We start from the raw sequence: 19888 nt of genomic DNA on the forward strand, positions 1-19888 counted from the left end.
ACCACCACCCACAAGGGTTCGATCACCTCGGTGCAGGCGATTTACGTCCCCGCCGACGATTTGACCGATCCGGCGCCAGCAACCTCGTTCGCGCATCTTGACGCGACGACCGTTCTCAACCGCGCGATCTCGGAAAAGGGCATCTACCCGGCCGTGGATCCGCTCGACTCGACCTCGCGCATGCTCGATCCGCTGATCGTCGGCGAAGAGCACTATTCGGTCGCCCGTCGCGTTCAGGAAATCCTCCAGCGCTACAAGTCGCTGCAGGACATCATCGCCATCTTGGGCATGGACGAGTTGTCGGAAGAGGACAAGGTCACGGTCGCCCGCGCCCGCAAGATCGAGCGCTTCTTGTCGCAGCCGTTCTTCGTCGCCGAAGTGTTCACCGGTTCGCCCGGCCAGCTGGTTCCGCTCGAAGACACGATCAAGAGCTTCAAGGGCCTGGTCAACGGCGAATACGATCACCTGCCGGAAGCTGCCTTCTACATGGTCGGTGGCATCGACATGGCGATCGAAAAGGCCCAGCGCCTGGCTGCGGAAGCGGCATAATCATACCAGCCGCAGCGCGGGCCTTGGGGTCCGCGCTGTCGCCCGATCACTGTCCTGTTACGGGCAGGTCTGCTCGGAACTCCGTCCAAGCATTTGTGAGACACCATGGCTGAAGCTTTCAAATTCGAACTGGTCTCGCCCGAGCGTCTGCTCGTTTCGGAGCAGGTCGAGTCCGTCGTCATTCCGGGTGCGGAAGGCGAAATGACTGTCATGGCCAACCACGCGCCGGTCATGACCACGATCAAGCCTGGTGTTGTGACGGTGAAGACCGTTGCTGGCAAGGAAGAGCGCTACGTCGTATTTGGCGGTTTTGCCGACATCGTTCCGGCTGGCTGCACGCTGCTCGCCGAATCGGCGACATCGGTCAAGGATATCGACCGCGCTGAACTGCTGCGCCGTATCCAGGAAGCGCGCGAGGATCTCTCCGACGCCAAGGAAGATCAGGCCCGCACCAAGGCGGAAGCCTATCTGAACCATCTTTCGACGCTGGAAGCCGCAATCTAAGGCTCTTGCATGCGGGCTGCGGCCCACCAGAATGGCTTCGAGCCGTCGGTCACTCCGGCGGCTTTTTGCTTTTCTGGAATTGCGGACTCGCGGTTAGGAACGTGGGTCCAAGCGCAGCGGCCGCGCGGATTTGTCCAGTTCGACTGGACAGGGTTAGGCCCTGGCGGCCGGTAAGTCCCAGTGACACTATTGCGCGCCGGCGGCGACCAGGATCTTCTCTATCTCGGAGAAGCCATGCTTGCGCGCATTCTGAAGCGGCGTCACTCCATCGCCGTCGGCAAGATTGACGTCGGCGCCTGCGTCTACGAGCAGCTTGACTATCGCGACATGGTGCGGGCCGCCGTCTGCCAGCACGATCGCCTCCAGCAGGGCCGTCCAATTGAGCTTGTTGACGTGATCGACATCGACGCCGGCCTCGATCAGTGCGCGCACGGTTTCGACGTGGCCGCGTTCAGCAGCAGGAATAAGAGCCGTGCCGCCATAACGGTTGGTGCTCTTGAGGTCAGCGCCGTGAGTGAGCGTCAGGCGCAGGATTTCCAGATGCCCGCGCGCACCGGCATAGAGATAGGGGCTGTCGCTGATGGCATCCTTGGCGTTGACGTCGGCACCGGCCTGGATCAGCATCTTCGCGGCCTCGACCTGATTGGCATGCGTGGCGATTAGAAGCGCAGTGCGGCCGCGTTGGTCGCGGGCGTCGATACTGGCGCCTTTGGCCAGGAGCCCTCGGATAGCGGGCGCGTCGCCCTTTGCTGCCATTGCGTGCAACTCGAGTTCGAGCATGTCGTCTCCTGCAGCAGRTGAAATCCACGCCACGGCGGCGAGGAATAGAGCATAAGCAATGGCAGGCAAAGCCTTGGTCATTTTCGTACCTTTCAATGCGCGGGGCCAGTCCAGGATCGGAAGCGGACCAATGCTCCCCAAGTATTACTTCATGAACCGCAATCTGCACGTGATTGTGGCTGGCGTACGTGGTGTCTTGTTTGCGGTGGCTATACGGTCTATTGCGAAAGTCAGCCGGACGGGGGTCAAGGCAACGATATCGGGAATCCACTGTGAAGGGCATCATACTAGCCGGTGGTAGCGGCACGCGACTCTACCCAGCGACGCTTGCGGTCTCAAAGCAGATATTGCCGATCTATGACAAGCCGATGATCTATTATCCGCTTGGCGTTCTGATGCTGGCGGGTATCCGCGACATCCTGATCATCTCGACGCCGCGCGATCTGCCGCAGTTCCAGCAGCTTCTGGGCGACGGATCGGCCTTTGGCGTGTCGTTTTCTTATGCCGAGCAGCCCTCGCCGAACGGGCTGGCCGAGGCCTTCATCATCGGGCGCGAGTTTATCGGCACAAGCCCGGTGGCGCTGATCTTGGGCGACAACATCTTCTACGGCGATGGGCTTTCGGAGCGCTGCCGCACCGCTGTCGGCCGCGAAAGCGGTGCGTCGGTGTTTGCCTATCAGGTCGAGGACCCGCAGCGCTACGGTGTCGTGAGTTTCGACAAGGCGACCCAGCAGGCGCTGACGATCGAGGAAAAGCCGACTGAACCGAAGTCGAACTGGGCGGTCACCGGGCTTTATTTCTACGACAATTCGGTCGTCGACATCGCCGCGTCGATCAAGCCGTCCGTTCGTGGCGAGCTTGAGATCACCGACGTCAACCGCACCTATCTCGATCAGGGCAAGCTGCACGTGGTTCGATTGGGCCGCGGTTATGCCTGGCTCGACACCGGAACCCATGACAGCCTGCATGACGCCTCGTCTTTCGTGCGCACGATCGAACATCGCCAGGGCATCAAGATCATGTGTCCCGAAGAGATCGGCTTTGAACTGGGCTGGCTCACCGACGAAGAGGTGCTGCGCCGCGCCGCCTCGCTCGGCAAGACCGAGTATGCGCGCTATCTCGAACGGCGGGTCAGGGAAATCAGCCATGGTTAAAGTGCGCAAGCTTGGCCTGGACGGCGTCTTGGAGATCCGGCCAGCCAAATTCGAGGACGAACGCGGCTTCTTTTCCGAGACATGGAACGCCGGGAAACTGGCATCGGCTGGCATCCATGTCGACTTCGTGCAGGACAACCAGTCGCTGTCGCGGGCACGCGGGGTGATGCGCGGCCTGCATTTCCAGACGCCGCCCTTCGCCCAGGACAAGCTGGTGCGGGTGCTGCGCGGCGCGATCTTCGATGTCGCCGTCGATATCCGCAAGGGCTCGCCCAGCTATGGCAAATGGGTCGGGCTGACGCTGTCGGACAAGCAGTGGAACCAGATCCTGGTGCCCAAGGGTTTTGCGCATGGCTTTGTCACGCTGGAACCCGACACCGAGGTCGTCTACAAGGTGTCAGCGCCCTATTCGCAGCCGCATGACCGCTCGATCCGCTTCGATGATCCCGACATCGCCATTGACTGGCCGGTGCCAACAGCTGAAATGATCCTGTCGGCGAAGGATGCTGCAGCACCCTTGCTGGCTGAAGTCGAAACCGGATTTGTCTACTCGTGAAGCACGCTCTCCAAACTGTTTTGGTCACCGGCGGCGCCGGTTTCATCGGCTYGGCCGTCTGCCGCCATCTGGTCGGCACCGGCAATTACCGTGTCGTCAATCTCGACAAGCTGACCTATGCCGGCAACCTGACGTCGCTGCGTGATCTCGAAGGCAATCCCAACTATGCCTTTCACCACGCCGACATTTGCGACACCGACGCCGTGCGCCAGATCCTTTCGGACGAGAAGGTCGAGCTGGTGATGCATCTGGCGGCCGAAAGCCATGTCGACCGCTCGATCGACGGGCCGATGGCGTTTGTCACCACCAATGTCGTCGGCACCGCAAGCCTGCTGTCGGCCGTGCTCGACCATTGGCGCAGCCTTGGCGACGAGGCACGCAAGCGCTTCCGCTTCCATCATGTTTCGACCGACGAGGTTTTTGGCGACCTGCCTTTCGATTCCGGCGTCTTCACCGAGGAGTCGCCCTACAAGCCGTCATCGCCCTATTCGGCGTCGAAGGCGGCATCCGATCATTTCGTCCGCGCCTGGCACGAGACCTACGGGCTGCCGGTGGTGCTGTCCAACTGCTCCAACAATTACGGTCCCTATCATTTCCCTGAAAAGCTGATCCCGCTGGTCATTGCCAATGCGCTCGATGAGCAGCCGCTGCCGGTCTACGGCAAGGGCGCCAATGTGCGCGACTGGCTGTTTGTCGAGGACCACGCCAGGGCGCTGGAAGCGGTGATGACCAAAGGCCGGGTCGGCGAGAGCTACAATATCGGTGGCCGCGCCGAGCGCACCAATCTCGAAGTCGTTCAGACCATCTGCGCCTTGCTCGATGCCCGCCGGCCAAGGGCCGGCGGTCAATCCCATCTTAACCTCATCGCCTATGTCACCGACCGCCCCGGCCACGACCGGCGCTACGCCATCGACCCGACCAAGAGCGAGCACGAGCTCGGCTGGACGCCGGAGGAGACCTTCGAGACTGGTCTTGCCAGGACCATCGACTGGTATCTCGCCAATGGCTGGTGGTGGCGGCCGATCCGCGAGCAGCGTTTCGACGGCAGCCGCCAGGGACTGGTTGGCGCCAAGTGAAGATCCTGGTGACAGGCACGTCGGGCCAGCTGGCCCGTTCGCTTGCGGTGCAGGCAAAGGCCAGGGCCGAGATCGTGCTGGTCGGCCGACCCGATCTCGACCTTGAGAACCCGGCGACCTTCGCCCCGGTGCTGAAATCGGTCGCACCCGACATGGTGATCAATGCGGCAGCACATACCGGCGTCGACCAGCAGGAAGATGAGCCCGAACGCGCCTTTCGCCTCAACGCCGAGGCACCGGCTGAACTGGCACGCCTGACCAGGCTTGCCGGCATTCCGATCGTCCATATCTCCACCGACTACGTCTTCGACGGTCGCTCTGTGCGGCCTTACGTCGAGACCGACACGCCCAATCCGCAGACGGTCTATGGCCGCAGCAAACTGGCCGGCGAAGACGCGGTGCGCGCCGGCAATCCCGATCACCTGATCGTCCGCACCGCCTGGGTGGTCAGCCGCTACGGCCGCAATTTCGTCAAGACGATGTTGTCATTGGCGACGACGCGCGATCGCCTGCAGGTCGTAGCTGACCAGTTCGGCAACCCGACCGAAGCCCATGACCTTGCCGATGGCCTTTTGGCGGCGGCAATGATCCGGCGCCGCGAAGGCGGCTTTCCCGGCGGCCTCTATCATCTCGCCGGCCAAGGCCGGGCAAATTGGTACGACCTGGCGAGCCATGTCTTTGCGGTCAGCGCTTCGCTYGGCGGACCAACGGCTGCGGTCGAGCCGGTCGGCAGCGACCAGTGGCCAGCCAAGGCGGCGCGTCCGGCGAACTCGGAACTCAACTCGGACGCGTTCTTTAGCGACTTCGGCTATCGCGCCGGTGATTGGAAAGACAGGGTCCAGGCATTGGTCGTGGAACTGGCGGCAGGCACCAAAGATTGACAATGTTGGTTTCCCGGACAATTTGGGAGTGACCTCGCTTGAGGCGTTGGTCTATCGGTCGATGTCGGTCGTCGACCTCGGTGCATGTGGAGCGAAGCTGAACATCGTATGAAGATAGATGTCGATCTGGTTGTCGTCACCCACAACAGTGGGCGTGTCATGGAGGCTTTTACAAAAAGCGTTCCAGATAGCGTGAATGTTATTGTCGCCGACAACGCCAGTTCTGACAATTCAACTGTTCTCGCGTCCGCCAGTGGGGCGACGGTGGTCGAAATCGGCAACAATGTTGGTTACGGCGGCGCTTGTAATGTTGGGGCTTCTGCCGGCACTGCGACGTTCCTGCTCTTTGTCAATCCTGACCTCAGGATCGAAGCCGGTGCTGTCGAAGCGCTTGTTGCCGCTGCCAATGCCTATCCCGATGCGGCGTTCAATCCGCGGTTTTATTCCGGCGCCAGGCGAAGGTTCAAGCGCTGGTCCAGGCTGCTGCCTCAAGCGCAGTCCTGGCGCGGCGCGCCGCCTGAAGATGATTGCATCATTCCGGTCTTGCACGGCGCCTGTATTTTCGTCCGCCGCGCGCATTTTGAGCAAATTGGCGGGTTCGACCGGGAGATCTTCCTGTTTCACGAGGACGATGACCTCAGTTTGCGGCTGCGGCAGGCAGGCATCGAATTGCGACTTGCTGCGAAAGCCGTCGTCGATCACGCGGAGGGGAACTCCAGCGCGCGGTCGATCGAGTCCGGCCGCATCAAGGGCGAGGCCATGGGGCGCTCGCTGGTCTATGTCATGAACAAGCACAAACGTCCCCTGGATTTGCCGGCAGAGCGCTACCGCACCCGGCTGAAATTGCTGTTGCCACAGGTGCTGTTCAGCAAAGCGCGCCGTGCCAAGCTGCTGGGGTTCATGCGCGGGCTGAACGGCGGTCCGGTCGACAATGTCGGAAAACATACATGAATGCCCAGTCCGGCGCGCCATGGCGCGAAAATCCCTCAGCGCTACGCAGGCTGTGGACGGCACTTCGCCGCGCTGTCAAATCCGCGACTGCTAGTCGGCCGGCTGCAAGCAATCTCTACGACTGTTATGTCGATAACGCGCAAGCGAACTACCCATCATCGGACTACGTGCCGATTGCCAGCGAGGAGCCGTCGCCTGTCGATATCAGGCTGATCGCCTATTACCTGCCGCAGTTCCATCCAATCCCGGAAAACGACGATTGGTGGGGCAAGGGCTTCACCGAGTGGCGCAATGTGGCGCGCGCGTTTCCAGTCTTTGAGGGACATTATCAGCCGCGCCTACCGGGCGAACTGGGCTACTATGACCTGCGTGTGCCTGAAATCATGCAGCGACAGGTGGAACTGGCCAAGCTGTACGGGATCTCGGCATTTTGCTTCCATTTCTATTGGTTCGGCGGCAAGCGCCTGCTCGAAGGCCCGCTCGATCATTACCTGAAGACAGCTGATCTTGATCTGCCATTTTGCCTGTGCTGGGCCAACGAGCCCTGGTCGCGGCGCTGGTCAGGCCGTGAGCAGGACGTACTCCTGGCCCAGACACATTCGGCGGAAGACGATCTCGCGGTCATTCGCGGCCTCGACAAATATTTCCGCGATCCGCGTTATCTGAATATCAACGGCAAGCCGGTCCTCACAATCTATCGCGCGAGCCTTTTTCCCGACCTCAAGGCGACGGTCGCGCGCTGGCGCGGCGAGATGGAACGACTGGGTTATCCTGGCGTCTATCTCATCGCGACCAACGCCTTCGACTTCGGTGATCATGCGGAATATGGCTTCGATGCCTTGTCGGAATTTCCACCGCATGGCGTTCGTACCCCAAACATCGAAAGCAGCCTGGCGGTTTCGGCAGTCAAAAAAGGCGGGCGAATCCGCCGTTATCCGGACGTCGTACTGGCCGACAAAGCCAAGCCTGCCCCAGATGGGGTGGTTCACCCTGGTGTCATGCCAACCTGGGATAACAGCGCCCGTCGGCCAACCTCCGCACAAATCTACCATGGATCGACGCCGGCATTATTTCAGGACTGGCTTGGGCATGCGATGCAACGGGCCAGAGCCAATCCCGCGTCCGAGCGGATGGTCTTCATCAACGCCTGGAATGAGTGGGGCGAGGGTGCCTATCTCGAGCCCGACCTGAGATACGGTTACGCTTATCTCGAAGCCTGTGCCTCCGCAGTCCGAGGGCATGCTGTACAAATGGGCGGCGACACAAAATCCAGCTGAGCTTCGCTCCATAATGATGTGCGCTGCACAACATTTGGAGTTGCACCTTAGCTGTCGCGAAAATAGGCTCAGCCGTCCCTCAGCGTGCCCCTTTGGCGCCAGGGCGTCAAACAACAGAGGCTTTCCATGACACGACTTCACACCCTTCTCGCGGCTGGCGTTGCTGGCCTCGCGACGACGCTCGTCGCCGCACCTGCGCTTGCCCAGGGCAAGACGCTGACCATCTCCTGGTGGGGTTTCAACGGTGACAAGCTCGACGAATACATCATCAAGCCGTTCAAGGAAAAATGCGGCTGCGAGATCGTGTTCGAAACCGGCAATAACGCTGACCGCCTCAACAAGATCAAGATCCGCAACGGCGAAGGCGTCGACGTCGCCTACTTCACCGACGCCTATTCGCAGATCGGCATCAAGGAAGGCCTGTTCCAGCCGATCGACAAGTCGAAGGTGCCGAACCTCGAAGGTCTCTACGATCTCGCCAAGGCACCGCAGGGTGAATTCGGCCCGGCCTACACGATCGGGCGCGTCGGCGTCATCTATGACACCGCCAAGGTGAAGGCACCGATCACTTCCTGGAACGACCTCTGGAAGGAAGATTTCAAGGCTTCGCTGTCGCTGCCGGGCATCACCACCACCGCAGGCCCGATGGCCGTGATGATCGCTGCCGCGCATGCCGGGGTTGATCCGTTTGCCGATACCGATGGCGCCTTCAAGTCGATCGAGGCTCTGAAGCCGAATGTCGTCAAGAACTACAACACCGGCTCGGAGCTGGTGAACCTGTTCTCGACAGGCGAAATCTCGGCTTCAGTCGCCCAGGACTTCACGCTCGCCCAGATCCAGGCTGCCGTTCCGACCGCTGCCTGGGCCGATCTCTCGGATGGCGCGATCGCCACGCTCAACACCATCAACATCCCCAAGGGTGCTGCCAATGTCGAGCTGGCGCATGAGTTCATCAACTTCGTTCTGTCCAAGGAGGTCCAGCAGAAGACCGCCGAGAACGCTGTCGATGCGCCTGTCGTCAAGGCTGTCACACTGACCCCGGAGCAGGCCAAGCAGTGGACCTACGGTGCCGACATGATCGCTTCGCTGAAGCAGGTCGACTATGAGAAGCTGAATACGGCCAAGACCGACTGGGTCGACCGCTGGAACGAAGTGTTCGGCATGTAAGACCAACAGATGAGGAAGGGCGTTTAGCCCTTCCTCATTCTTGTGCACATCGCACAAGAATCTACCCTTTTTGCCCGCTGCACCGCCCTTTGCGGCATTCTGCGCCTTTCGCTATCGCGCAATGAAGGTTAGCAAGCCTCGCAAGCGAGGCTCCCTTGGCGGAGCGCGCCAGGGTAAACTGGAAGAGATCGGGACTTCATGCTGAAACGCTTTGCTGGATGGTGGCTCGCCGGGCCTGCGACGCTGGCGGTTCTGGCCTTCCTCATACTGCCGGTCGCCGCCACCATCGCCACGACCTTCGGCGAAGACGGCGGCATCTTCGCGCCTTACGTCGCCTTTTTCAGCAGCGGCTTCCGTCGCACTGTTTTGTGGCGCACCATCGAGATATCGCTGGCGACGACCGCCATCTCGCTGGTCGTCGGTTTCCTGACCGCCTATGTGGTGTCGAAGTCCCCGGGTAAGCTGAAGAGCCTTTTGATCATCGCGGCCGTTTTCCCGCTGCTGACCGGTGTCGTCGTGCGTTCCTTCGCCTGGCTGATCATCCTCGGCAAGAACGGCATCCTCAACAATTTCCTGGTCGGCATCGGTGTCATCAGCGAGCCGCTGTCGATGCTCTACACCCAAGGATCGGTCATCGTTGCGATGGTCTATCTGTTCGTGCCGCTGATGATCCTGACGCTGGTCGGTGTGCTTGAAAACATCCCCGACGACGTCGTCCAGGCCTCGGCCTCGCTGGGCGCCACGCCCGCCGGGACGTTTCGCCAGGTGATCCTGCCGCTCGCGGTGCCTGGCCTGATCGTTGGTGCGGTGCTCGTCTTCACCGGTTCGTTCACCGCCTATGCCACGCCGCAGTTGCTTGGCGGCGAGCGCCAGATGGTCATGGGAACGCTGATGTACCAGCGCGCCATGGTGTCGTTCGACTGGGTCGGTGCCTCCACAATCGCAGCAATCATGGTGGTGATAACTGTCGCCGTCGTACTTGCCATGAGCCGCGTTGCGCGGCGTCTCAACCCGATGGCGACATGATGACCAGCCGTATCAATCCCCTGCTGATCCTGTTTACCGTCCTGGTCTACATCTTCCTGATGGGGCCGCTGATCATCGTGCTCGGCGCCTCGGTCAGCGACACCACCTACCTGACCTTCCCGCCGCAAGGCCTGACGCTGCGCTGGTTCGAAAACATCTTCGCGATCAGCGCCTTCAAGCGCACGATCGTGACCAGCCTGGAGCTTGCCTTCCTCGCGACAGGTCTGGCGCTGCTGATCGGCATTCCTGCCGCCTACGCGCTCAACCGCTACCGCATCAAGCTGCCGTCCTGGCTGTCGACTGTTTTCGTGCTACCGATCCTGGTGCCTGAGATCGTGCTTGGCTTTTCGCTGCTGAAATCGGTGGCGGTGGGCATGGACACGCCGATCTTCCTGACGCTGCTCGTCGGCCACATGCTGCTGGTGCTGCCTTATTGCGTGCGCGTCGTCTCGGCGAGCCTCGCCTCGTTCGACTTCTCGATCGAAGAGGCGGCCGTCAGCCTTGGCAGCCCGCCGGTGAAGACCTTCTTCACCATCGTCCTGCCCAATGTCCGCTCGGGCGTGATTGCGGCCTTCATCCTGGCCTTCATCACCTCGATCAACGACGTCTCGACGTCGCTGTTTTTGACCGGTCCCGGCATCTCGACGCTGCCGATCCAGATCCTCGCCCATGTCGAGCAGTTCTTCGACCCGACGATTGCGTCGGTGTCGGTGCTGCTGATGCTGCTGACAGTCGCAGTCATGGCCATCGTCGAGCGCACGCTCGGCCTCACCTTCCTTGCGAAGTAGACCCATATGACCCAGGCACTAACAGTCCAGAATCTCACTGCCCACTACGGCGCCACCAAGGTGCTGGAGGACCTGTCGCTGTCGGTCGGCAAGGGCGAGCTCGTCTCGTTGCTCGGCGCCTCGGGCTGCGGCAAGACAACGACCTTGCGTCTTATCGCGGGCTTCCTCGAACCGACCTCGGGCACGATCCGGCTCGGCGACAAGGACCTCACCCGTCTGCCGGCCTACAAGCGTGACATCGGCCTGGTGTTCCAGAACTACGCGCTGTTTCCGCATCTCAGTGTACTCGACAATGTCGGCTTCGGCCTCAAGCAGCGCGGCGTATCTGCCGCCGAGCGCGAGAAGCGCGCCAAGGCGATGCTCGAGCGTGTCGGGCTGTCGCAGCTCGCCGACCGCCTGCCGGGCGCATTGTCGGGCGGCCAGAAGCAGCGCGTCGCGCTTGCGCGCGCGCTGGTCATCGAGCCGCCGCTGTTGATGTTCGATGAGCCGCTGTCCAACCTCGACGCCAAGCTGCGCGTCGACATGCGTGTCGAGATACGTCAGCTACAGCGCGCCAACGGCACGACATCGGTCTATGTTACCCACGATCAGGAGGAGGCGTTCTCGATCTCCGACCGTGTGGCAATCATGAATGCCGGCCGCATCATGCAGTTCGACACGCCCGAGACGCTGTACCAGCGCCCGGCCAATGCCTTTGTTGCGCGTTTCGTCGGCTTCGAGAACCTGGTGCCGATGAAGGTTTCGGCGCGCGACGGTGCAACCGTGACCGCAACGACGCCTGACGGCTCGCAGCTCAAGCTGTCGCAGGACCGCTTTGGCGCGATCCCCGATGCGTTCGTCCTTGCCGCCCGTGCCGATGGCCTTGCGGTTTCCACCGATCCCAAGGCTGAAGGCATTCCGGCCACACTCGGCCTGCGCACCTATCTCGGCCGCGCCTATCAGTACCAGTCCGAAACCGCCGCCGGCATGCTGATCGCCAATGGCGCGCTGTCGACTCCGCTTGAGCTCGGCAGCAAGGCTAAGCTTGTGCCAGTTGCCGATCAGTGCTGCGTGCTGAAGCCGGAATGAGCTGAGGACTGCCGTGTCCATCCTGATTGCCAACGCCACCCTCCTGCCTTGCACGCCGGCGATGCCGGTCATCGACAAGGGCTGGGTCCATGTCGAGGGCGACGTCATCAAGGCCGTAGGCTCCGGTGACGCGCCTGAAATCGCCGGCGCGGAGACGATCGATGCCGAGGGCGATCTCGTCATGCCCGGCATGGTCAACCCGCATTGCCACATGGCGATGACGCTGTTCCGTGGCCTGGGCGAAGACGTCGACGACCGGCTCTACCGCTACATCCTGCCTTTGGAGCGCAAGTTCGTGCGGCCCGAGGCGGTACGTGCAGGCACGGCATTGGCCGCGCTCGAACTGATCGAGGGTGGCGTCACCACGGTCGCCGATATGTATTATTTCGAGACCGAGGTTGCCTGCGTCGTCGCCCAAGCTGGCATTCGCGGCGTTCTCGGCCAGACCATCGCCGACTTCGATCCGCCTGATCATAAGTCCATTGACGAAGGCTTCGCGCTCACCGAACAGCTGGTGGCGGAATTCTCGGGGCACGACCGTGTCATGCCGTCGATCGCGCCGCATGCGCCATACTCGACCGGCATGGCCGTCATGGAGCGCATCGCGCGCTGGTCCCAAGATCATCCTGACGTGCCGGTGCAGATGCATCTCGCCGAGAGCGATGCCGAGATGGAGTGGGCTGAAAAGACCCACGGCATGCGTCCAGTCGAGATTGTCGAAAAGGCCGGCCTGCTACGCAAGGGGTTGATCTGCGCCCACTGCCTGCATGTCGATGAAACCGACATCCAGCGCATGGCTCATGCTCAGGTTTGCGTCGCCCACAATGCCCGTTCCAACGGCAAGGCGGGCAGGGGCATTGCGCCTGTCGAAGCTATGCGCGCGGCGGGCATTGCTGTCGGTATCTCCACCGATGGCGCGATGAGCGGCAACACGCTCGATTTGTTCTCGCAGTTCGCGCCGGTGTCGATGTTCCAGAAGCTTTTGGGTCGCAGCCGCAAGCCGATGGCCTCGGTCGACGTCGTGCGCATGGCGACCCGCGATGGCGCCAAGGTGCTCGCACTGGACGCCAGGGTCGGCTCGCTCGAACCGGGCAAGCAGGCCGATCTCATACGTGTCAGCCTGTCGTCGCCGCGCCAGCAGCCGATCTACGATGTCTATTCGACGCTGGTGTTCGCCACCATGCCGACCGACGTGCGCGACGTCATGGTAGCGGGCCAATGGCTGATGCGCGACCGCGAGGTTCTGAGCCTCGAACGCAAGAAGGTTTTGCGCGACGCGCTGCAGGTGGCGCAGAGTTTCAAGGCCGAGATGGCGCGCATCGACGCCGCCGGCTGAGGACGGAAGAAGGACGATACCCATGAACAGAAACGAAGCTTCGGGGCACCTCGAAAAGGTGTTGCAAAATGTCGACGCCAATATCGACGCCAGCCTTGCGCGCCTGTTCGACCTGATCCGCATTCCTTCGGTTTCGACCGATCCGGCGCATGCCGCCGACTGCCGCCGCGCCGCCGACTGGCTGACCAAGGAGCTTGCAGCGCTTGGCTTTGACGCTTCTGTGCGTCCGACAGCGCGCCATCCGATGGTCGTCGGCCATGATCGCTCGGGCGAGGGGCCGCATGTGCTGTTTTACGGCCACTACGACGTCCAGCCGGTCGACCCGGTGGCGCTGTGGCACTCCGATCCGTTCGAGCCCAAGCTTGTGCCGCAACCCAATGGCGATACCCATATCGTCGCCCGTGGCGCTTCCGACGACAAGGGCCAGCTGCTGACCTTCGTCGAGGCGTGCCGCGCCTGGAAGGCCGTCACCGGCAGCCTGCCGATTCAAGTTTCGGTGCTGTTTGAGGGCGAAGAAGAGATTTCGAGCCCGAGCCTCGCACCCTTCCTCGAAAAGACCGGTGCGGAGCTCAAGGCAGACGTCGTGCTCGTCTGCGACACCGACATGTGGGATGCCGAGACGCCTGCCGTCACCACCATGCTGCGCGGTGTGCTGAAGGAGGAGATCGAGATCGCTTGCGCCGATCGCGACCTGCATTCGGGTATCTATGGCAATGCCGCGCGTAACCCGCTTCAGGTGATGTCGGACATTCTTTCAAGCCTGCGCACACCGGATGGCGGCGTGGCTGTCGCGGGTTTTTATGACGGTGTCCAGGAGTTGCCCGAATCTGTGAAGGCGCAGTGGCAGCGGCTGCCTTTCGACGACAAGGGCTTTTTGGGCGATATCGGCCTCAGCCTGCCGGCCGGCGAAGCGGGTCGCTCGGTGCTGGAGCAGGTCTGGGCGCGCCCGAGCTGCGAAATCCACGGCGTCATCGGCGGCTACACCGACGAAGGCTTCAAGACCGTCATCCCGGCCAAGGCCAAGGCCAAGATCTCGTTTCGACTGGTTGCCGGTCAGGACCCGGAAAAGATCCGCGCCGCGTTCCGCGCCCATGTCCGGGGGCGCGTGCCGGCGGATTGCTCGGTCGAATTCATCGACCATGGCGCCAGTGCCGCAACGGTCATGCCGGTGGATGGCGCGTTCTTGCAGAAGGCGCTCGGCGCGCTGACCGAGGAATGGGAGCGAGAGGCGGCCGTCGCCGGTACCGGCGGGTCGATCCCGATCCTCAGCGCCTTCAAGGACAAGCTCGGCATGGACTCGCTGCTTGTCGGCTTCGCCCGTTTCGACAACCGCATCCACAGCCCGAACGAGAAATACGACCTCAGTAGTTTTCGGAAGGGTATCCGCTCGTGGGCGCGCATTCTCGCGGCGTTTGCCGAGGAGAAGGGCTGAGTGGTGGTTGGCGGGTGCGTCCTTCGAGGCTCGCCGCCGAAGTTTTCGCGACTGGATGAAGGTTTAGCGGGCTCGCACCTCAGGATGAGGAGCGTTGGCGCTGGGCCATTCCCCCAATGGGTTGTCGTTTCGCTCTACGGTATTACCCCTTCACCGTCACGGCTTCGCCGTGCCACCTCTCCCCCACTTCGTGGGGGCGAGGAATCGCCAATCGCGCGATGTCTTACTAGCGACCTAAGGGGTGAGGCCTTGGGGAGGGCGACCTCACAGAACTTGGGTTCCTCGCCCCCCACCAAGTGGTAGAGAGGTGGCACGGCGAAGCCGTGACGGTGAGGGGGTGCTTGGCACGCACCGTCCTCATCCTGAGGAGCGAGCCCGCAGCGCCATTGCAGATCCAACATCAATGTCGGCGGGCGAGCCTCGAAGGACGCACCTACAACCCTCACCACACTACAGGGTGGCTCGCGCCGGTCTGCACATTGACGAAACCCTCAGGCACCGCATCGGTCGGTGCCACCAGCACCCAGCGCCACGGCGCGCAGGTCAGTGTCGCGAATTGCAGCCGTTCGGGGAAGCCGGGGAACCAGCGCGGCGAGAATGTCGGCTCGTACAGCCATTCGATCTTGTTGGCCTCGGCGTAGAGCTTTTCCATCTCGGAATCGAGCGCCTCGGCCGGTCGGTTGGTCATGAGGCCACCGACCTCGTAATGCACGTCGGCGACCACCTTGCCAGATGTGACCAGCGCCCATCCGCCCTGGTTTTCGACGATGCGGTTGACCACTTCGGCCATCGCCGTATCGGACGAACCGACGACCCAGATGTTGTGCTTGTCATGCGCAACCGTGCAGCCGACGGCGGTGTCAGCCGTTTTCGGCCCACAGCCGAGCCAGAACATCTTGGCCACCTTGCCTTTGCCCGAGAAGCGGTCGACGACGGCGAATTTGGTGATGTTGCGCTCGGTGTCGCGCTGGACCTGGCCGTCCGCCACCGGCAATTCCGTGGTGATGAAATTGTCGTCCCAGTGGAAGGGGCGAAGCAACGCTGCCTGCATCGTCTCGCGGCCCGCTTCCGCCGGGATGGCGAAATMGTCGGCACTGAGCTTGCGCCCGATGTTCACGGTCTTGGTCGCCCAGTCGGGCCAGTCGATGCGCGGCAGATGACCGGTGAAGGTGTTGTGCTCCGACACCTGCTCGCCGTCGGCCCAGACCTCGGCGATGGAAACGGTCGCCGCCTTGTCGAGCATCACCAGATCGGCGAAGCGGCCAGGCGCGATGGAGCCGACGAAGGGCGTCAGCCGCATGTGCCGTGCCGGGTTGATCGACACGCACTGATAGGCGATCTCGGGTGTGAGCCCGCTTTCGATGGCAAGGCGGACATTGTAGTCGGTCGCCCCCATCTTGAGGGTGTCGGAGGCGCTGCGGTCGTCGGTGGCGAACGCCACCTGGCTCCAGTCGCGCAGGCCGCGCTCAAGCAGGCCCTTGATGATGTCGGGCATCGAATGCGGACGAATCTCAATGAAGATGCCGCGCCCGAGCTTGTCCCAGGCTTCCTCAGGCGTCCAGGCCTCGTGGTCGGACGACAGGCCCGCAGCCGCAAAGGCGTTGATCGAGGCGAGGTCGCGCAGGCCAGAGCCATGGCCCTCGACGACGCCGCGCTTTTCGAATGTCGCCTGGATCATGCCCCATAGCCGCCCGTAGGACGGGTTTTCGGGGTTCCACACGGCAGGCCAGTCCATCACCTCGTCGAGGCCGGCGACCATCGCGCTTTCGGCAAGGAAGGCTGCCTGCTCGTCATAGCCGAAATGGCCGCCGCCCCATTCATAGGCGGTGGGCGGCACGGCCGAGCCGGGCAGCGGGAATATCTTCATCGGCGAGCCTGCGCGCCGCGCGGTCAGCCAGAATTGCAGATTGTGCGGGCCGTTGACGTTGGAGAATTCGTGGCTCGCCTCGCAGGTCCAGGTGTTGCCGCGCGGCATGACCAGCGCTGCCTCGTGCTCGGGCGTCAGGTGCGAGCTTTCGATATGCTTGTGCACCTCGCCGAAGCCGGGCACCGCCGACAGATGCGTGCGGTCGATGGTCTCGCGGGCCTTACCCGGAAAGCTCCCTGCCGGCCCGACATAAGCGATGCGCCGGCCACTGATCGCCACCTCGCAATCGTCCATCCAGGTGCCGGTGTGCACGTCGAGCACGCGGCCCAGCTGAACGAGGCGGTCGGCGTCGCGCTTGCCCAGGGCGACAAGGACGAGATGCTGGCGGATGCGGATTTCGTCAGCGGCGTCGATCAGCAGGTCGTCGGGCAAGGTGTCGGTCAATTTTACTACTCGTTCGATATGTCTGGGTATTTCAGCTTGATTCACCTGACCTGAAAATGGGAAGCGAAGCCAGACTTGATTTGAGACTGAAACGAAAGGTCGCGCGATGCAGCAGAACCCAACCCGCACGGTGATCATCGACACCGATCCCGGCATCGACGATGCGGTGGCGATCCTGCTCGCATTGAAGTCGGCCGAGTTCGACGTGAAGGGCATCACGACAGTTGCCGGCAATATCGGCATCGYAACGACGACGCGCAACGCCGGCCGGCTACTGGCGCTCGAAGGCCGCATCGACGTGCCGGTCATCGCGGGGGCTGCCGGCCCGCTGTCGCGCAAGGGCTTCGACACCGCCGACATCCACGGTAATGACGGCCTTGGCGGCGTGGCTTTTCCCGATCCGCTGGCATCTCCCATCGRCAACGATGCCGTAACGTGGCTGCGCGATTCACTCGACGCCGCTGATGCTGGCACCATCGACATTCTCGCGCTCGGACCTCTGACCAACATCGCCCGGCTGGTCCAGGAGCACCCAGAATCGGCCAAGCGCATCGGCCGTGTCATCGCCATGGGCGGGGCCGTGTATGAGCCGGGCAACATCGGTCCACGCGCCGAGTTCAACATTGCCGCTGACCCGGAGGCTGYGGAAATCGTCTTCGGTGCGGGGCTGAAAGTGACGCTCATTCCGCTCGATGTGACCAGAAAAGTCCGTGCCACGCGCGACGATACTGCCATGCTGCAGCAGACGGGCGTGCCGGCGGCGGTGGCATCGGGTGCGTTGATCGACGCCTATTTCCAATCGACGACGGGAGGCGAGAGCCGGCCGCTGCACGACCCATGCGTGATGCTTCTGGCGCTGGATGAGAACCTGTTCGATTGCGAGACGCTGAAGTTGTCAGTCGACACCGGCACAACGCGTGACGCTGGCGCGCTCAGCGTCGATGACAGCGGCTCGCCCGTCTCGGTCGCGCTCAGGGTCGAAAGTGCCGCCGTGCTGAAGCTGCTCTATGATCGGCTGTCGGCGGAATGAGCTTTATGCCTTCGCCAGTTCCTGCTCGACAAGCGTCGTCCAGAACTTCACGCCAGTTGCAATCGCCGCGTCGTTGAAGTCGTAGCGGCTGTTGTGGTGCAGGGCGCCATCGACAGCCGGGCCGTTGCCGAGCCAGACATAGGCGCCGGGCACTTCCTGGCTGAACATGGCAAAATCGTCGCCGGCGGTCGACGGCGGGAACTCGGTCATCACCTTGTCGACACCGAGTGCCGCTTGCGCTGCTGCCAGCGCCCGCCGGGTCGCGTCGCGGTCGTTGACCACGGGTGGCATCTGCCTGAAATAGCGGTACTCCGCCTCGATGCCGTAGAGCCGTGCCGAACCCTCGGCCAATGCGCCGATCTCTTCTTCCAGCTGGTCGCGCACGGCGGCCGAATAGGCCCGCGAGGTGCCGCCGATCTTGACCGTATCGGGAATGACGTTGAGTGCTTCGAAGCTGCCGGCCTCCATGGCACAGGCGCTGACGACGGCGGGCTGGAGCGGGTCGACGCGGCGGGCAACGATGGTGTGCAGCGCGGTCAGGAACTGGCCGGCTGCCGTCATCGCGTCGCGGCCGAGATGCGGCTTGGCGCCATGGGTGCCGATACCCCGGAATGTCACGGTCCAGCGGTCGGAGGAGGCAAGCTGCGGGCCGGCGACGACCGCCATACTGTCGGGTGCGATGCCCRGCATATTATGCAGGCCATAGACCGCATCGACAGGAAATTGCTTGAAGAAGCCGTCCGCGATCATCGCCTTGGCGCCACCACGGCCCTCTTCGGCGGGCTGGAAAATGAAATGCACCGTGCCGGAGAAGTTGCGGCTGCGGGCGAGCTCGCGGGCAGCGCCCAGCAGCATGACGGTGTGACCGTCATGGCCGCAGGCGTGCATCTTGCCTGGTGCCGTCGACTTGTAGGCGCGATCCTCGGCCATCTCCGGCATGGCGAGCGCGTCCATGTCGGCGCGCAACGCGATGCGGCGCGAGCCTTCGCCGAGCTTGAGCGTGCCGACGACGCCGGTCTTGCCGAGGCCCGCATGGACCGCGATGCCGGCGTCCACCAGCATCTTCTGCACGATGGCTGAGGTGCGGATTTCCTCAAAGCCGAGCTCTGGATGGGCGTGGATGTCGCGGCGCAACGCCGCCAGCATCTCGATTTCGCCCTTGTCGTTGCCGCTGCCCGATGTCATCACGCTCAAACTCCGTCCGGCCTGTACAGTCGATTTCATGCCGCGCGGGACCGTCCGCGCCGCGCCTCCTTTTGCAACAGAAAGCTCCGAAGTGCCACTCGCTCCGCATGAATTCTGGCAGACCGTCTATCCCGCAGGCACGTTCGATGCGGCACCAGCGGACGGCTTTGCCGATCTCTTTCCGGCAACGCTCGCCGACGGACGCCAGATCGCGCTGCCGATCCGCATCCTGCCCGGCGGCGACGACAAGGCCGTGGCGTCGCTGATCGTCAACCAGGCGAGCTTTGCCGTCGAGGACGCGCTGACGGATGCCATGGCGGCACTCGCTTCGGCTCATGATCCCGAAGTCGTCATCGGTGTGCCGACGCTTGGACTGCCGCTCGCCAATGGCGTGGCGCGGCGTCTCGGCCATGAGCGCATGGTGGCGCTCGGGACATCGCGAAAATTCTGGTACAGCGAGGAGCTGTCGCAGCCGATGAGTTCGATCACCAGCCCGACGCATGCCAAGCGCCTCTATCTCGATCCGCGCATGTTGCCGCTGCTCGATGGCAAGCGGGTGGTCGTGGTCGATGACGTCATCAGCTCAGGCACCTCGATGCTGGCTGTGCTTCGGCTTTTGCGCAGCGCAGGAATAGAACCTGTGGCGGCTATTTTCGCCATGCTGCAGGGCGACAACTGGCGAGCGGTCATCGGCGAATACGACGCGCCGCTCGTTTCGCGCATCCATGGCGCGATCCAATCGCCGCGCTTGAGCCGCACCGCTGACGGCGGATGGCAGGAAACGGTCTCGACATATTGACATAAAGATGTCTTTATG

19 protein-coding genes are annotated in these 19888 nt (G+C 62.6%); 16 read left to right on the forward strand and 3 right to left on the reverse strand.

Features of this window, described 5'->3' with window-relative positions; all coding sequences use genetic code 11:
- On the forward strand, positions 1–549 hold a 549-nt coding region (locus tag AC1DWF_RS12060), incomplete at its 5' end, for an ATP synthase beta subunit C-terminal domain-containing protein (protein ID WP_476841704.1).
- Positions 550–654: 105 nt separating this feature from the next.
- Positions 655–1053 carry a F0F1 ATP synthase subunit epsilon gene (locus AC1DWF_RS12065; protein ID WP_476782648.1) on the forward strand — a complete coding sequence of 133 codons (399 nt, stop codon included), beginning with the start codon at positions 655–657 and terminating at the stop codon, positions 1051–1053.
- Between the two features lie 186 nt (positions 1054–1239).
- Here AC1DWF_RS12065 and AC1DWF_RS12070 read toward each other — a convergent pair whose 3' ends face one another.
- Complete coding sequence (locus tag AC1DWF_RS12070) at positions 1240–1833, reverse strand: ankyrin repeat domain-containing protein (RefSeq protein ID WP_476787816.1); 594 nt, start codon at positions 1831–1833, stop codon at positions 1240–1242.
- A 272-nt stretch (positions 1834–2105) separates the two neighbouring features.
- Between AC1DWF_RS12070 and rfbA the strand changes: the two genes are divergently transcribed.
- The 12 genes from rfbA (at position 2106) to AC1DWF_RS12130 (ending at position 14545) form a co-directional block, all read left to right on the forward strand.
- Positions 2106–2987, forward strand: a complete 882-nt coding sequence (gene rfbA / locus AC1DWF_RS12075) for a glucose-1-phosphate thymidylyltransferase RfbA (RefSeq protein WP_476786175.1) — start codon at positions 2106–2108, stop codon at positions 2985–2987.
- Complete coding sequence (gene rfbC / locus AC1DWF_RS12080; RefSeq protein WP_476786176.1) at positions 2980–3543, forward strand: dTDP-4-dehydrorhamnose 3,5-epimerase; 564 nt, start codon at positions 2980–2982, stop codon at positions 3541–3543. The genes rfbA and rfbC overlap by 8 nt, the downstream gene beginning before the upstream one ends.
- The gene (gene rfbB / locus AC1DWF_RS12085) at positions 3540–4619 is read left to right on the forward strand and encodes a dTDP-glucose 4,6-dehydratase (RefSeq protein ID WP_476841705.1); all 1080 of its coding nucleotides are present in this window, start codon (positions 3540–3542) and stop codon (positions 4617–4619) included. The genes rfbC and rfbB overlap by 4 nt, the downstream gene beginning before the upstream one ends.
- Before the next feature lie 8 nt (positions 4620–4627).
- On the forward strand, positions 4628–5500 hold the full coding sequence (rfbD, locus tag AC1DWF_RS12090) for a dTDP-4-dehydrorhamnose reductase (protein ID WP_476787799.1): 873 nt from the start codon (positions 4628–4630) through the stop codon (positions 5498–5500).
- A gap of 108 nt (positions 5501–5608) precedes the next feature.
- Positions 5609–6451, forward strand: a complete 843-nt coding sequence (locus tag AC1DWF_RS12095; RefSeq protein WP_476787798.1) for a glycosyltransferase family 2 protein — start codon at positions 5609–5611, stop codon at positions 6449–6451.
- Positions 6448–7728, forward strand: a complete 1281-nt coding sequence (locus tag AC1DWF_RS12100; protein ID WP_476841706.1) for a glycosyltransferase WbsX family protein — start codon at positions 6448–6450, stop codon at positions 7726–7728. Before AC1DWF_RS12095 ends, AC1DWF_RS12100 begins: the two co-directional genes overlap by 4 nt.
- A 126-nt stretch (positions 7729–7854) precedes the next feature.
- A complete protein-coding gene (locus tag AC1DWF_RS12105; protein ID WP_476787797.1) occupies positions 7855–8895 on the forward strand; it encodes an ABC transporter substrate-binding protein in 1041 nt (346 codons plus the stop codon).
- A 201-nt stretch (positions 8896–9096) separates the two neighbouring features.
- Positions 9097–9921, forward strand: coding sequence for an ABC transporter permease (locus AC1DWF_RS12110; protein ID WP_476787815.1), 825 nt, complete (start codon positions 9097–9099; stop codon positions 9919–9921).
- Positions 9921–10709 carry an ABC transporter permease gene (locus tag AC1DWF_RS12115; RefSeq protein ID WP_476785728.1) on the forward strand — a complete coding sequence of 263 codons (789 nt, stop codon included), beginning with the start codon at positions 9921–9923 and terminating at the stop codon, positions 10707–10709. The genes AC1DWF_RS12110 and AC1DWF_RS12115 overlap by 1 nt, the downstream gene beginning before the upstream one ends.
- Before the next feature lie 6 nt (positions 10710–10715).
- Positions 10716–11777, forward strand: coding sequence for an ABC transporter ATP-binding protein (locus AC1DWF_RS12120; protein ID WP_476784256.1), 1062 nt, complete (start codon positions 10716–10718; stop codon positions 11775–11777).
- A gap of 13 nt (positions 11778–11790) precedes the next feature.
- The gene (locus AC1DWF_RS12125) at positions 11791–13113 is read left to right on the forward strand and encodes an amidohydrolase family protein (RefSeq protein WP_476784257.1); all 1323 of its coding nucleotides are present in this window, start codon (positions 11791–11793) and stop codon (positions 13111–13113) included.
- Between the two features lie 22 nt (positions 13114–13135).
- Entirely contained in the window at positions 13136–14545 is a 1410-nt protein-coding gene (locus AC1DWF_RS12130) for a M20/M25/M40 family metallo-hydrolase (protein ID WP_476784258.1), read from the forward strand.
- A gap of 442 nt (positions 14546–14987) precedes the next feature.
- On the opposite strand, the gene AC1DWF_RS12135 is transcribed toward AC1DWF_RS12130, so the two are convergent.
- A complete protein-coding gene (locus AC1DWF_RS12135; RefSeq protein WP_476841707.1) occupies positions 14988–16856 on the reverse strand; it encodes an adenine deaminase in 1869 nt (622 codons plus the stop codon).
- Positions 16857–16962: 106 nt separating this feature from the next.
- Here AC1DWF_RS12135 and AC1DWF_RS12140 point away from each other — a divergent pair, with 106 nt between their 5' ends.
- Complete coding sequence (locus AC1DWF_RS12140) at positions 16963–17886, forward strand: nucleoside hydrolase (RefSeq protein ID WP_476841708.1); 924 nt, start codon at positions 16963–16965, stop codon at positions 17884–17886.
- A 3-nt stretch (positions 17887–17889) separates the two neighbouring features.
- Here AC1DWF_RS12140 and AC1DWF_RS12145 read toward each other — a convergent pair whose 3' ends face one another.
- Positions 17890–19071: a M20 aminoacylase family protein gene (locus AC1DWF_RS12145; RefSeq protein WP_476841709.1), complete on the reverse strand. Its 1182-nt coding sequence runs from the start codon at positions 19069–19071 to the stop codon at positions 17890–17892.
- Between the two features lie 91 nt (positions 19072–19162).
- On the opposite strand from AC1DWF_RS12145, the gene AC1DWF_RS12150 reads away from it, so the two are divergent.
- Positions 19163–19870 (forward strand): phosphoribosyltransferase, encoded by a 708-nt coding sequence (locus AC1DWF_RS12150; RefSeq protein WP_476787234.1) that lies wholly within the window; start codon positions 19163–19165, stop codon positions 19868–19870.
- Positions 19871–19888: the final 18 nt, after the last annotated feature.

The sequence above is a fragment of the Aminobacter sp. P4_D5 genome, assembly GCF_056401815.1.

Coding starts and splice junctions, on each gene's coding strand:
- AC1DWF_RS12065 (WP_476782648.1), top strand. CDS start 655: ATGGCTGAAGCTTTCAAATTCGAACTGGTCTCGCCCGAGCGTCTGCTC.
- AC1DWF_RS12070 (WP_476787816.1), bottom strand. CDS start 1,833: ATGCTCGAACTCGAGTTGCACGCAATGGCAGCAAAGGGCGACGCGCCC.
- rfbC (WP_476786176.1), top strand. CDS start 2,980: ATGGTTAAAGTGCGCAAGCTTGGCCTGGACGGCGTCTTGGAGATCCGG.
- AC1DWF_RS12095 (WP_476787798.1), top strand. CDS start 5,609: ATGAAGATAGATGTCGATCTGGTTGTCGTCACCCACAACAGTGGGCGT.
- AC1DWF_RS12100 (WP_476841706.1), top strand. CDS start 6,448: ATGAATGCCCAGTCCGGCGCGCCATGGCGCGAAAATCCCTCAGCGCTA.
- AC1DWF_RS12105 (WP_476787797.1), top strand. CDS start 7,855: ATGACACGACTTCACACCCTTCTCGCGGCTGGCGTTGCTGGCCTCGCG.
- AC1DWF_RS12115 (WP_476785728.1), top strand. CDS start 9,921: ATGACCAGCCGTATCAATCCCCTGCTGATCCTGTTTACCGTCCTGGTC.
- AC1DWF_RS12120 (WP_476784256.1), top strand. CDS start 10,716: ATGACCCAGGCACTAACAGTCCAGAATCTCACTGCCCACTACGGCGCC.
- AC1DWF_RS12130 (WP_476784258.1), top strand. CDS start 13,136: ATGAACAGAAACGAAGCTTCGGGGCACCTCGAAAAGGTGTTGCAAAAT.